9 protein-coding genes are annotated in these 13,331 nt (G+C 64.4%); 2 read left to right on the top strand and 7 right to left on the bottom strand.

Going from position 1 to position 13,331, the window contains the following annotated elements:
• The first annotated feature begins 125 nt into the window (after nucleotides 1–125).
• A complete protein-coding gene (locus FJW03_RS24665; RefSeq protein WP_140766355.1) occupies nucleotides 126–1,658 on the top strand; it encodes a YifB family Mg chelatase-like AAA ATPase in 1,533 nt (510 codons plus the stop codon).
• 1,148 nt (nucleotides 1,659–2,806) lie between these two features.
• On the opposite strand, the gene FJW03_RS24660 is transcribed toward FJW03_RS24665, so the two are convergent.
• Nucleotides 2,807–3,775, bottom strand: a complete 969-nt coding sequence (locus FJW03_RS24660; protein WP_226890459.1) for an FkbM family methyltransferase — start codon at nucleotides 3,773–3,775, stop codon at nucleotides 2,807–2,809.
• Between the two features lie 317 nt (nucleotides 3,776–4,092).
• Complete coding sequence (locus tag FJW03_RS24655) at nucleotides 4,093–6,264, bottom strand: malate synthase G (RefSeq protein WP_140766356.1); 2,172 nt, start codon at nucleotides 6,262–6,264, stop codon at nucleotides 4,093–4,095.
• A gap of 294 nt (nucleotides 6,265–6,558) precedes the next feature.
• On the opposite strand from FJW03_RS24655, the gene FJW03_RS24650 reads away from it, so the two are divergent.
• Nucleotides 6,559–7,641 carry a transposase gene (locus tag FJW03_RS24650; protein ID WP_226890458.1) on the top strand — a complete coding sequence of 361 codons (1,083 nt, stop codon included), beginning with the start codon at nucleotides 6,559–6,561 and terminating at the stop codon, nucleotides 7,639–7,641.
• Nucleotides 7,642–7,863: 222 nt separating this feature from the next.
• Here the strand turns inward: FJW03_RS24650 and FJW03_RS24645 are convergent, their stop codons facing one another.
• From FJW03_RS24645 to FJW03_RS24625, 5 genes are all read right to left on the bottom strand, one after another.
• Nucleotides 7,864–9,906 carry a hydantoinase/oxoprolinase family protein gene (locus tag FJW03_RS24645; protein WP_140765782.1) on the bottom strand — a complete coding sequence of 681 codons (2,043 nt, stop codon included), beginning with the start codon at nucleotides 9,904–9,906 and terminating at the stop codon, nucleotides 7,864–7,866.
• 265 nt (nucleotides 9,907–10,171) lie between these two features.
• Nucleotides 10,172–10,798 carry a CDGSH iron-sulfur domain-containing protein gene (locus FJW03_RS24640; RefSeq protein WP_140765780.1) on the bottom strand — a complete coding sequence of 209 codons (627 nt, stop codon included), beginning with the start codon at nucleotides 10,796–10,798 and terminating at the stop codon, nucleotides 10,172–10,174.
• Nucleotides 10,799–10,910: 112 nt separating this feature from the next.
• The gene (locus FJW03_RS24635; protein ID WP_140765778.1) at nucleotides 10,911–11,282 is read right to left on the bottom strand and encodes a hypothetical protein; all 372 of its coding nucleotides are present in this window, start codon (nucleotides 11,280–11,282) and stop codon (nucleotides 10,911–10,913) included.
• Nucleotides 11,283–11,410: 128 nt separating this feature from the next.
• Nucleotides 11,411–11,764: a hypothetical protein gene (locus tag FJW03_RS24630; protein ID WP_226890715.1), complete on the bottom strand. Its 354-nt coding sequence runs from the start codon at nucleotides 11,762–11,764 to the stop codon at nucleotides 11,411–11,413.
• A gap of 71 nt (nucleotides 11,765–11,835) precedes the next feature.
• Nucleotides 11,836–13,323 carry a pyridoxal phosphate-dependent decarboxylase family protein gene (locus FJW03_RS24625; RefSeq protein WP_140765774.1) on the bottom strand — a complete coding sequence of 496 codons (1,488 nt, stop codon included), beginning with the start codon at nucleotides 13,321–13,323 and terminating at the stop codon, nucleotides 11,836–11,838.
• Nucleotides 13,324–13,331: the final 8 nt, after the last annotated feature.

Here is a 13,331-nt window from a genome sequence, read left to right as displayed (position 1 = left end):
AACTCCGCGGCGGCTTGTTCCTGTAATGTTCTTGATTTGATCAAGAAACTGTGATTGTCTGCCGAAGAGGCCATTTCGGGCCTGATCGCACGGGCTGAGGCCAGCCCGTATCCGGGGGCAACACGATGGTGGCGCGGGTTCGCACGGTCGCTTTCCAGGGCATCGAGGCCGTGCCGGTCGACGTGCAGGTGATGGTCGCGCCGGGCAAGGTCGGCATGCAGATCGTCGGCTTGCCCGACAAGGCGGTTGCCGAAAGCCGCGAGCGGGTGCAGGCGGCGCTTCATGCGTCGGGCCTGTCGATGCCGTCGAAGAAGGTGACGGTCAATCTCGCGCCCGCCGACCTGCCCAAGGAGGGCAGCCATTACGACCTGCCGATCGCACTCGGCCTGATGGCGGCGCTCGGCGCCATTCCGGGCGACATGCTGGCCGGCTATGTCGTTCTCGGCGAATTGTCGCTCGACGGCACGATTGCCGCCGTCGCCGGCGCCCTGCCGGCGGCGATCGGCGCCAATGCCGAAGGCAAGGGCCTGATCTGTCCGTTCGCCTGCGGACCGGAGGCCGCCTGGGCCGGCAGCGATTTCGACATATTGGCGCCGCGCAGCCTAATCGCGATCGCCAACCATTTCCGCGGCACGCAGGTGCTGTCGCGGCCCGAAGCCGGCATCCACGCCTCGGCGCGCGACCTGCCCGACCTCGCCGACATCAAGGGCCAGGAGACGGCCAAGCGCGTGCTCGAAGTGGCGGCGGCCGGCGGCCACAATCTCTTGATGGTCGGCCCGCCGGGCTCGGGCAAATCGATGCTGGCGCAGCGGCTGCCGTCGATTCTGCCGCCGCTGGCGCCGAAGGAACTTTTGGAAGTCTCGATGATCGCCTCGGTGGCGGGCGAACTCGGCGAAGGCAAGCTGACCGACCGGCGGCCGTTCCGCGCCCCGCATCATTCAGCCTCGATGGCGGCGATGGTCGGCGGCGGGTTGCGGGCGCGGCCCGGCGAAGTGTCGCTCGCGCATCACGGCGTGCTGTTCCTCGACGAATTTCCCGAATTCACGCCGCAGACGCTCGACGCGCTGCGCCAGCCGCTGGAGACCGGCGACTGCATGATCGCGCGCGCCAACCATCGCGTCACCTATCCGGCGCGCATCCAGCTGGTGGCGGCGATGAACCCGTGCCGCTGCGGCATGGCCGGCGAACCCGGCTATCGCTGCCTGCGCGGCGAACGCTGCCGCACCGACTACCAGGCGCGCATTTCCGGTCCGCTGCTCGACCGCATCGATCTCAGGATCGAAGTGCCGGCCGTTTCGGCCAGCGACCTGATCCGGCCGGACCGCGCTGAGAAGAGTGCCGATGTGGCGCTGCGCGTGGCGCGTGCCCGCACACTGCAGCGCGAACGCTTCGAGCGGCTCGGCGCCACCCGCGCCACCACCAACGCGCATTGCGCGCCGGCGATGATCGAGGAGATCGCCATGCCGGATGCCGCGGGCTTGTCGCTGCTCAAGGATGCCAGCGAAAAACTCGCCTTTTCCGCGCGGGCCTATCACCGCGTGCTGAAAGTGGCGCGGACATTGGCCGATCTCGACGCCAGCGAAACCGTCGGCCGCATCCATCTGGCCGAGGCGATTTCCTATCGCATGAGTTCGGAGCGGATGGCGCAGGCGGCGTAGCAAGCGGCCGTTGCAACACAGATCCGTCCACATTGAAGGAATTGAAGGGCGGATTTGCCTTCCGGGCTTCAACCGTCAAGAAGTCCCGCTGGCGGCGTGGGAGAAGCCGTCTCAGAAGATACCTGGGGTAGTTGCGAACGCCAGCCCATATAGCGGCCCCCACCAGCGCCGTGAGGACGGAGTATCCTGCCAGAGTCCGAATAGAAGGCCGGCTCAACGTTACGAACAAAATCCAAGAAGCAGAGGGGCGGGAAGGAGGTCGGCGGCGAGGTCGGCCACGATCTTGACAGGTTGAGCCAGCAACCGTCCCGATTCTGCATCTTGTTTCTGCAATTCGTGGCGATCTGCCCACCCTATGAAGCCGTTGAATTGTGCCGCTCTCAAGCGCCTTTGAGACCTTATACGCGATATCGTCGGCGATTATAGGATCGTCGGAAAAATGATTCGATATATTCCGTTTGGAACCCATCTCCACCCACGCGCGCGTGTCGGAAAACAACGCTTCCCTGGCATTGGCAGCCTGTTGTGTGGTCCCCCGCGCCAAAGTGTCTGTGCGGTCTCGGACCCCTGTTCACTCCCATCCGTCGCGAAACGGTTTCTGTCGCTCGGATGGGTGCGATTTCCTTTGGGCCGTGGCGGTGTCGATCTCGACGATGACCCGAGCGGTAATCTTGACTGTCACCTTACCTGCCTCATCATCAACGCGCGTCACGTACCCCGTTATCGCCACCTTTTCGCCGGGCTTCGCTTTCCTCGGAGGCTCAATGGCAATTGGGAGGGTGTAGCTTGGAATGCTCACACATGCTCGACCACTCCGACGCACCATCAAGATAGTCGCCGTCAGCGTCACCTCATCGCCGATGTCTATGCTCCGCCCCATACCTGGATTCCGGCACCGATGATGGGCTCATCAAGACATTGCTAATATCTAATATAGCGGTGGCGCAGTGACGCAAAGATGACAGTTGTCGCCCACCTCGCAAGGCAGAAGTTGCGGGCTCGAATCCAGTCGGGTGGTCATTCCAGGTCAACCACTGAACCCTGTTCCGCGTCAGGCGAGCGGGCGTCGAGTAACTCCGGACTGGAATTGATCCTCATGTTGAGGCCGGGGCGGATCCGCGGAACAAGTCCATTCCGATAGCGGACGCTTATATCCATCTGCTTATACGCGTGCCCACCTCCAGGAACTCACGGACAATTTCGCGTTCCATGGCAGCAGTCCTTCGTCCTTCCGAGTTCCTCATGTAGGTGGAATGGAACTCGACATAAGCGGCATGGAGATCACGATGCAGCCCCGAACGGATCATGTCGTCCAGAATCTCATACTCCGCCCCTTCGACATCGAGTTTGAGAACGATCACTTCGTAAAGGCTGCGCTTGGCTTGGATCATCCGTGACAGCGAAAACGTTTCGACGAGCTCCGGCGCAAATCGCTGCGACTGGTACAAGCCTCCGTTGTGGCCGGGAATTATAGAGCAGCCTTCGTAGGTAGGGTCCGAGTGCTCTGGCGGGGGACCGAGCAGTTCGGCATAGCCATCTTTCACGCTCGCAGCCTTGGCCACGATCTCCATGGCTCCGTTTTCCGAGCGCAAACCCTGAAGATACTCCAGGCAATTCTTGTTTGGCTCGACAAGAACGTAATCAAAGTGGTCGGGCGTGTAGTACCGGGAAAAGAACCTATACCCCTGGCCGATGTTAGATCCGCAATCGATAAACAATCCGCGACTTCGCGTTGCCGCCTTGAGCTTGGACAATGCCTGCCTTGCATCGCTCGCGACGCGATGCCGGAGCCTTTGCGACCGAATCGGCTCACTTAGCGCTAGCGCCGACAACTGGAGGAACCGACCGAGCCTCCTGGTTCTCAGCACATCTGCTATCTGGTTGATCTTGCTGATCGCCTTACCGGAGCCGTATGCCGTGCGCTCCAATGGCGGACAGGGCAGCCCGAGGCGCATGCGTTGGGTGTGTGCGAAGGCAATTGCATCGCGCTCGCGCCTGAATTCATGGAACGTTTCCTGGCCGCCCTCGCATACGCGGGCAAACCAGCCCTCAAAGCCCTCCGACAGTTCCACGGAGGTTTTGGAGCAACCGGCATCATATTCGGGGGAAACAGGCATGGCGCTTCCTGCATAGCGGTCGAAACCCGACGTTCCGTTAGGTTACGCTGATACAATGAATGTGCTGTGACAGGCGCAACGGCCCGTCAACTTCACGACTGACGGTGAAGTCCATGCGATCGGCGAGTGCGCCCTTCTCGGCGCCGAGCGCGTGGCCGGCAAACCGGGCCCGAGGGCAAATCCGAGGCGCAAAAACACCTGATCCTGCGTCGCTTTCCAGGGCGCGTGGTTGGAATGGGAGTCGGCGCACTTCACGCCTGACCCCACCCCCGGGCCTCCCCTCAAGGGGCGCCGGAGCTCCCGACCGCCCGATCCTTTCAGGCCCGCTCTTTCGCCTTCAGTTCCAGCCGGCGCGCGTGCAGAACCGGTTCGGTGTAGCCGTTGGGCTGGCTGGTGCCCTTGAACACGAGATCGCAGGCGGCCTGGAAGGCGATGGAATCGTCGAAATCGGGCGCCATTGGCTGGTAGAATGGATCGCCGACATTCTGGCGGTCGACGATGGCCGCCATGCGCTGCAGGGAATCCATCACCTGGATTTGCGAGCACACTTTGTGGCGCAGCCAGTTGGCGATGTGCTGCGAAGAGATGCGCAGCGTGGCACGGTCCTCCATCAGGCCGACATCGTTGATGTCGGGCACCTTGGAGCAGCCGACGCCCTGGTCGATCCAGCGCACGACATAGCCCAGAATGCCTTGCGCGTTGTTGTCGAGCTCGCGCTGGATCTCGTCGGGCGTCCAGTTGGGCCGCACCGCCACCGGCACCGACAGGATGTCGTCGAGCTTGGCCTTCGGCCGGTTTTTCAGCGCCGCCTGCACGGCGTGCACATCGACCTTGTGGTAGTGCGTGGCATGCAGCGTGGCCGCCGTCGGCGACGGCACCCAGGCGGTGTTGGCGCCGGCCTTGGGATGCGCGATCTTCTCGACCAGCATCGCCGCCATCAGATCCGGCATCGCCCACATGCCCTTGCCGATCTGGGCGTGGCCGGCGAGCCCGCATTCCAAGCCCGTATCGACATTCCAGGCTTCGTAGGCGGAGATCCAGGCGGCCTGCTTCATGTCGCCCTTGCGGATCATCGGGCCGGCTTCCATCGAGGTGTGGATCTCGTCGCCGGTGCGGTCGAGGAAACCGGTGTTGATGAAGACGACACGGTCTTTTGCCGCCCGGATCGCCTCCTTGAGGTTGACGGTGGTGCGCCGTTCCTCGTCCATGATGCCCATCTTGATGGTGTTTTTGGCCATGCCGAGCAGGGCCTCGATCCGATCAAAAATCCCGACGGCGAAGGCGACTTCCTCCGGCCCGTGCATCTTCGGCTTCACCACATACATCGAGCCGGCGCGGGAATTGGCGCGGCGGCCCTTCGGCCCGACATCGTGCAGAGCGATCAGCGCCGTGACGGCCGCGTCCATGATGCCTTCCGGCACCTCCTTGCCGTCGCGGTCGAGGATCGCCGGATTGGTCATCAGGTGGCCAACATTCCTGATCAGCATCAGCGAGCGGCCCGGAACGGTCAGCGTGCCGCCGGCAGGCGCGGTGTAGGCACGGTCGGGATTGAGTTTGCGGGTAAAGGTCTTGCCGCCCTTGGTGATCTCTTCGGCCAGGTCGCCCTTCATCAGGCCAAGCCAGTTACGGTAGGCGACGACCTTGTCCTGCGCATCCACCGCCGCGACCGAATCCTCGCAGTCCTGGATGGTGGTCAGCGCCGATTCCAGGATGACGTCGGCGATGCCGGCCGGATCGGTGCGGCCAATCTGGTTGTCGCGGTCGATCACGATCTCGATATGCAGTCCATTTTTCACCAGCAGCAAGGCTTGCGGATTGGCGGCGTCGCCGCGATAGCCAACGAATTGTTTCGGGTCGGCGAGCGTGGTGGAGCCGGCGCCTTCGCCGAGCTTCAGCGCGCCGTTCGCCACCGACAATCCGTTGACGCCGGCCCATTTGCCTGAGGTCAGCGGCACGGACTGGTCGAGGAAATCCTTGGCCCAGGCAATGACCCTGGCGCCCCGCGCCGGGTTGAAGCCTTTGCCCTTCTGCGCGCCATCCGTTTCGGGGATGGCGTCGGTGCCATAGAGCGCGTCGTAGAGCGAGCCCCAGCGCGCATTGGCGGCGTTCAGCGCATAGCGCGCGTTCATCACCGGCACGACGAGCTGCGGCCCGGCGATATCAGCAATCTCAGGGTCGACATTCTCGGTCGACACGCTGAAGGCCGGCCCTTCGGGAACGAGATAGCCGATCTCCTTCAGGAAAGCCTTGTAGGCCTCCATGTCGATGGGCGCGCCATTGTCGCGATACCAGCCGTCAAGCTTCTCCTGCATGGCGTCGCGCTTGGCCAGCAGCGCGCGGTTCTTCGGCGCGAGGTCGTGGACGATGGCCGAGAAGCCGTTCCAGAATGTGTCCGCATTGATGCCGGTTCCCGGCTGTGCTTCGTTGGCGACAAAGTCGTGAAGCTCGCGGGCAATCCGCAATCCGGCGATTTCGACGCGATCAGTCATCAGGGCTTTCTCCAGGCGAAAGGCTTGGGCGGGCCTTTGGCATGTCAGGGCGCAAGGGTCAATTCGGCTAAGGGTGAAGGTGCCGCATTTTGCCGCCGCGCCCCTTGAGGGCGAGATGGCCGGCAGGCCACAGGGGGTCGCCGCGCCTGGGGCGCCAACCTTCATCTGCCGCAGGACGTCGCGTCCGGTCGAACCGACCCCCTCTGGCCGCTTCGCGGCCATCTCCCCCCGCAAGGGCATAAGCGCTAAGATAGGGTATTGCGGCGCGGAATCGGTTGTGATTCTACGCTGGGGATGACACACGAATCGCTTGTTGATGACGGCTGGGCCGAGACGATTGAGCTTCTCGGCGGCGAAGAGTTGATCGCAGGAAGTGCGCGCGAGACGAAGGCGTTCCTGCGACCGCGCGGCATCAGGTCGGCGAGCGATCTGTTGCGCCTGACACTGGCTTACTGCCTTGGCAAGGTGGGCATGCGGGGCATCGTGGCCTGGGCGGCGGCGAGCGGGATCGCCGACATCTCGGACGTGGCGTTGCTCGGCCGGTTGCGCAATGCAGGGCTGTGGCTGCAGCATTTGATCGGGCATCTTTTGAAGCGCGAGGAGGCAGGTTTGGCCAAAGGCCGGCTGATCCGCATCCTCGATGCGACGGCGGTTGCCAAGGCCGGTGTGCATGAGAAGAAGAACAATGGCCTTTGGCGTATGCACTGCGCCTTCGAGCTTGAGCGCGAGCAGTTCGATTTCATCGAGATCACCGACCAGAGCGAGGCCGAGCTGATCGACCGCGTGCCGGTGATAGCGGGCGAGATCCGCATCGGCGACCGCGCCTATCTGCAGGCCGACCGGATCGCAAAGGTCATGGCGCAAGGCGGCGACGTTGTCGTGCGCGCGCCGTGGAAGAATGTGCGATGGCTCGACGCCAACGGCGAGGCGTTCGATCTCATCGGCCACCTGGAGAGCTGCCGCGAGGAGGTCTTCGAAATGCCTGTCCGGCTGGGCCTCAAAAAGGGTGAGCCTGTGAAGATGCGCCTGATCGCCTTGCGCAAATCCGAAGCCGCGGCGCAAGAAGCGCGGCGCAAAATCAACAAGGAAGCCAAGGCCAAGGGCAATCAGGTTCGACCGGAGACGCTGATTGCTGCTGGCTTCGTGATCCTTGTGACCTCGCTTGGCCAGGAGGAGTTCCCCGCCGGCACGGTTCTCAAGCTCTATCGTATGCGCTGGCGTATCGAGCTCGCCTTCAAGCGCCTGAAGAGCTTGATCGGGCTGCGCGCGCCCCCCGCCAAAGACCCAAGGATCGCAAAGCCCTGGATTCTTGCCCACTTCCTCATCGCGCTTGTGACCGAACCCCTCTCGCAGGAGTTTGGTGTCTCTCCCCCTTGAGCGACGGGCGCCCGCTACTGTGGCGCGCCACCCGCCAGATCGTCGCCTCCCTGATCGCAGCGATTTTTTTTCACAACCGCCCTTGGCAATCCTGCGCCAGAATCTCCATGCCTTGCGATATCGTTGGCGCGAGCCACCACGAAAACGTAAGTTTCAAGCCATGCCAAAGCTATCTTAGCGCATATGCCCGCAAGGGGGGAGATTACCCTCTCGACCGTCGCACTATACCGCGATCCTTGGCCTGCCCGAGGCCACCGCCACCACATGCGCCTCGATGAACATGCGCTGGGCTTCGACGGTCGAGACGCGGAACTCGGTCGCGACGTCGATCTCGGCGCTGTCGGTGCCGGCTTCCCGGGCCCGCTGGGCGACTATCGCCCGCACATCGGCTTCGGCCGCCGCGATCGCCGCAGCCTCGTCGAGGAAGTCGCGCACGGTTTCTCCGGAGGCAAGGCGGAACAGTCCTTCCTTGGGCTGGCTGACCCGCGCCTCCGCCGAAACCCTGACCTGGCCGACAACGGCGCCAAGCGCGTTGGCGACATCGGTGTCCTCAGGCACCACGCAGTCATTACCGACCAATGGCGCCAGGCCGGCATAGTGCAGCGGCGCGGAAGCGCCCAGCCCGATGACTGGGCGGTCGAGCGCGACGGTGAGGCGGGCGATGCCGGGGTGCGCGTCGACGGCGCGCTGGACCAGCGCATGCGCCACGGTCGCGGCGCCGTCGAGCCCGTCCTCGGCAAAGGCGGTTTCGAGGATGTATTCGGCCGACCAGCGCGTCAGCGTCACCAGCACCCGCTCCGAGATGGCTTCCGGCGAGGCTGCGATAGGCTGGCCACGGCCGTCGCGCCTGCGGGCGAACAGCTCGGCGCCGAGGCGGCCGGTGGCGGCATCCCAGTTCGCCTGCTTGCCAAGCACATGTGCCGCGTCCGACGGGGTGAAGCCGCAAATGTGCACCAGCCCGCGCGAGACCAGCCGGTTCAAGGTGGCGTTCTGGGCATTCGACGTCAGCAGCCGGTCGAGGGCAAGCGGGGTCGGGCCGATCGCCTCGTAGAGCCGTGCTTCCGGGGCGGTCAGGCCCGCGGCAAGCCTGTCCGGCACGCCGGTGCGGACAGCGAAGCGGCCATCCATGCGACCGGTGTTGGGCGCGCGCAGCTGGCGTTCGAGCTCCGATTTGACCGCTTCACCATGCGCCATGCCGGCAAGCGCCAGCGGCACCAGGCGTCGCGGCCCGAGCAGGACCCTCGGGTTGAGCGCGCCGTCCTCCAGCGTCACTTCGGAATCGCCGCCGAGCCCGAAGGTGCGCATGGCGACGGCTTCGACCATGGTGCGGAAGCCGCCAACCGTGGCGCCTTCCGGATCAAGCCTGGGCCGGCCTTCGTCGAGTACCGCCACGTCGGTGGTGGTGCCGCCAATGTCGGACACCATGGCATTGTCGAGCCCGGTCATGTGGCGGGCGCCGACCAGGCTGGCCGCGGGGCCGGAGAGTATGGTCTCGATCGGCCGTTGGCGGGCAAACGCCGCCGAGACCAGCGCGCCATCGCCGCGCACCACCATCAAAGGGGCGGCGATGCCGCGTTGATCGAGAAAGCCCTCGGTCGCCGCCACCAGCCGGTCGATCATCGAGATTAGCCTGGCGTTGAGCAGCGTCGTCAGCGCCCGGCGCGGGCCGCCGAGCTTGGCCGACAATTCATGGCTTGATGTGACCGGCAGACCGGTCTTCTCGCGGATCAGCTCGCGGGCGGCGACCTCGTGCGCTGGATTGCGGGTGGCGAAATAGGCGCAGATCGCAAAGCCGGACACGGAGGCGCCCAGTTCCGGCAAGGCGGCCTCAAGCCCGGACAGGTCGAGCCTGGCGGCATTGCCATGCACGTCGTGGCCGCCTGGACAAAACACCACCGGATCGGTGCCGAGCGCCGTCTTCAGCCCATCGCGGGCGAGGTCGGCCTCGGAAAAGCCGATCATGACCAGCGCGACGCGGCCGCCCTGGCCCTCGACCAGCGCATTGGTGGCGAGCGTCGTCGACATCGAGACCAGCTTGATGGCGGTCGGATCGGTGCCGGCCTTCTGCAGCACCGCGTCGACGGCGCCGGAAATACCGACGGCCAGATCATGCCGCGTGGTCAGCGCCTTGGCCTTGGCCAGCACCTTGCCCTTGTTGGGTCCGTGTTGCGGGCCTTCGGTTTCAGACCACAGCACGGCATCGGTATAGGTGCCGCCGGTGTCGATCCCGAGGAAGAGAGGTTTGGGTTTGGATTTTGCGGTCATTTCTGGTGGCGGCCCGGACACGAGGAATTCTGCTGCGAAGCCCTTAGCCGATACGGCCCGGAGGATAAAGGCGGGAGCGATGGGCCAGTCGGTGGATAGCGTATTCTCCCCCTCGAGGGGGAGAATGGCCGGCAGGCCAGAGGGGGTCGGTCCGACCGGACGCGACGCCCTCTTTGCGGCGAAACAACAGGTTAGCGCTTCACGCGCGGCGACCCCCTCTGTCGCCTTCGGCGACATCTCCCCCTCAGGGGGGAGAGCGCCTGCTTCAGCCGATAAATCCCACCTTCTTGTGACTGCCATCGCAAAACGGCTTATTGGCGGAATGGCCGCAGCGGCACAGGAACGCGACCGTGGTGCGGTCGATTGTATGGCCGGTGCCGGTGACGATTTCGAGATTGCCCGCGATCTTGAGCCGACCGTTTGTCGTCGGCGTCACATTGAGCTGGCCATCCCGCGCTTCGAGGGCCGGCGTGTCCTTCAGCGTCGGCTCGCCGGTGGCCGTGAAACCTGCCTTGGTGTGACTGCCGTCGCAGAATGGCTTGTTTTCCGACGCACCGCAGCGGCAGAGCGTGGCGCGGAAGAACGTCTCGCCGTCGAGCACGATCTGGGCGTGAACGGCAAGTGGGCCGTTTTCCCGGACGCGCACCGTGTTGACCACGGGCGGCTGCTCCTGCGGTCCGCCATCCTTCCTGATGTAAGTGATGGCGCCCGAGGGACAGCTCTCGGCGATGGCGACGATCTTCTCGACGCTGGCCGCCTCGGGATGGATCCATTGCCCCGGCGCGTTGGGCACGAAGACATGCGGATCGCCGAGCACGCAATTGCGCGAATGGATGCAGCGCTTGCCGGAAAACCCGACATCGATCTCGTCGCTTTCGACCATGTCGGCCATCGCTGGGCTCCCTTGCCTGGAGCGCGCCGCGTCCGAACGACAGACGCGGCGCGCATTGGGTGTTTGGGCAAGCTATGGCTCGAACGGGAAAACCGTCAAGCTGGCAAACCGGTCAGGGGACCAGGTTGATCTCCTCGGTTTCGCCGCCGCTGCAGGTGTAGCAGCAATCCTCGCATTTCTCCTTGTTGCCGGGGCCGACGCCCCAATAGGTACCTTCGTCGCCATCGACCCAGGCGCCGTAACAGATCGATTCACCCTCGTTGCAGGAGATCGGCAGCGACTTGGTCTCGCCGTCGTCGAGATAGAAATCCTTGCCGTTGCCCGGCCAGACATAGTCGCGGTCCTGGCTGTAGAGCTCGACGCGCATGGCGTTGGGATGGCTGTTCTTGATGGCGAAGGTGACATCGCCGGCATGGGCCGACGGCGCGATCAGCATGGCAAGTGAAAGCGCGGCCAAGGTGCGGCGCGCGTAGGCATAGAACATGGTAACCCCCTGGATAAGCGGCCCACCCGGCCGCGACGCGACCATGGCACGCTGTGTTGAGTCGCGAAAGTGGGGCTGGTGCCTCGACCCCCGACTTAATTTGGGTCCGACAGGTCCTTGCCTGCTCCCTATGGTACCAGGTCGATGGTTTCGGTCGAATGTTCGACGCAGATGAAACAGCAGGTATCGCAGGGCTGGTCGTTATCGGGTCCGACGCCGGCAGAGATCCGGTCGTTGCCGTCGACCCAGGCGCCATAGCAGATGCGCTCGCCCTGATTGCACGAGATCGGCACCGATTTCCGGGAGCCTGGATCGATCAGGAAGACCTTGTCGTTGCCCGGCCAGACCGTCTCGCGGTCCCGGCTGAACAATTCGACGGCAACCGCCTGCTCGCGCAGGTTCTTGACGAAGAAGGCCATTTTGGCGGCTTCGGCCGAGGTGGCACAGACCAGGGCCGCGAGCACGGCCATACGAAAGAGCATCACGGTCGGATCTCCCGAATCACGGCCACAGAATCGCATGGCCGCCCATGCCTGTCGCTCGCGTTTTGGAGCTAATCCCCGGATGACCCTTCCGCCGCGATCCCGCGTCCCAACCGCACCGTTTCGCGCACCAGAAGATCGAGATCGTCACGCCGGGTGCGGTGGTTGGCGATGGCGACGCGCAGCCAGTGCTCGCCGTGCACGGTGGTGTCGGAGAGTGCCGCAATACCCTGTTCCTGCAGCCGCAGCATGATCTCGGTATTGAGCGCTTTCAGCGGCTCGCCGGCGATCCCTGGCTGATAGCGGAAGCAGACGATGTTGATGGTCGGCGGCATGGCCAGCTCCAGCAGCGGCTCGGCCTCGATCCGCCCGGCGAGATAGAAGGCCTGCGCGATGTTCTGATCGATCAGGCGGCCGAACTTGTCGACACCGTGCTCCTTCAGCGCCATCCACACTTTCAGCGCACGAAAGCCGCGCGTCGTCTGCAGGCCGTAATCGTGCAGCCATTCGCCGGAGGCTAGGCCGCGCGGCGTCGATTCCAGATATTCGGGCGTCACCGCGAATGTCTTGCGATGCGCGGCGGCATCCCTGACCAGCGCGCAGCCGACCTCGAACGGCGCATGCAGCCATTTGTGCGGATCGAGCGCGACAGAATCCGCCCATTCGATGCCCGCGACCAGATGCGCGTTTTGCGGCGCAATGGCAATCAGCGCGCCGATACAGCCGTCGACATGGAACCAGAGGCCTTCCTCATGCGCCAGCTTGGCAAGCGTGCGCAGGTCGTCGATCGCGCCTGTGTTCACCGTGCCGGCATTGCCGATGACGCAGGCCGGCATGAAGCCTGCCCCGCGATCCTCGGCGATCGCCGCGCGCAAGGCCGGTATGTCGATGCGCAGGTTGGTGTCGGTGGCAATACGGCGCAGCGCCCGGTTGCCGAGGCCGAGTGCTTCCATCGCCTTGCGGTGGCAGGAATGGATCTGGTCCGAGCCATAGAAGCGCAGGGGCTTCTCGATTGCCGCGACGCCCTGCTCGCGCACATCGATGCCGGCCTTGGTGTTGCGCGCCACGGTCAGCCCAATGATGTTGGCCATCGAGCCGCCGCTGACCAGCGTGCCGGAAGCGGACGCGGGAAAGCCCAGCATCTCCTTGCACCAGTTGACCACCTGGCTGTCCATCAACGCGGCGGCATGGTTGCCGCCGCCAAGATTGGAGCCCTGGATTGCCGCGAGGAAGTCGCCGAGCGCGCCGGTGAAGTTGCTCGACCCCATATACCAGGACCAGAAGCGCGGGTGGATGTTGCCCATCGGGTAGGACATCACGGTGCGGGAGACCTCGTCATAGACAGCGGCCAGCGGCGCCGGCGATCGCGGCAGGCTTGCCGCGAAGACCTCTCGCACATCCGCCGGCATCTCCCGCCAGATCGGGCGATCGCGCACGCCGCGCAGATAATCGACAGCATCGTCGATGATCCGGTGCGACAGAGCCTGCGCCTCGGTCCAGTCGGAGGGATCGAGCGTTTCCTCGTCCAGTATTTCGAGCGATTGCCGCGCGACATCCATGACCGGCC

It is taken from the genome of Mesorhizobium sp. B4-1-4 (assembly GCF_006439395.2).
GTDB lineage: Bacteria > Pseudomonadota > Alphaproteobacteria > Rhizobiales > Rhizobiaceae > Mesorhizobium.
Note: the sequence above shows the minus strand (reverse complement) of the source record. Positions and strands in the feature narration are given on the sequence as shown.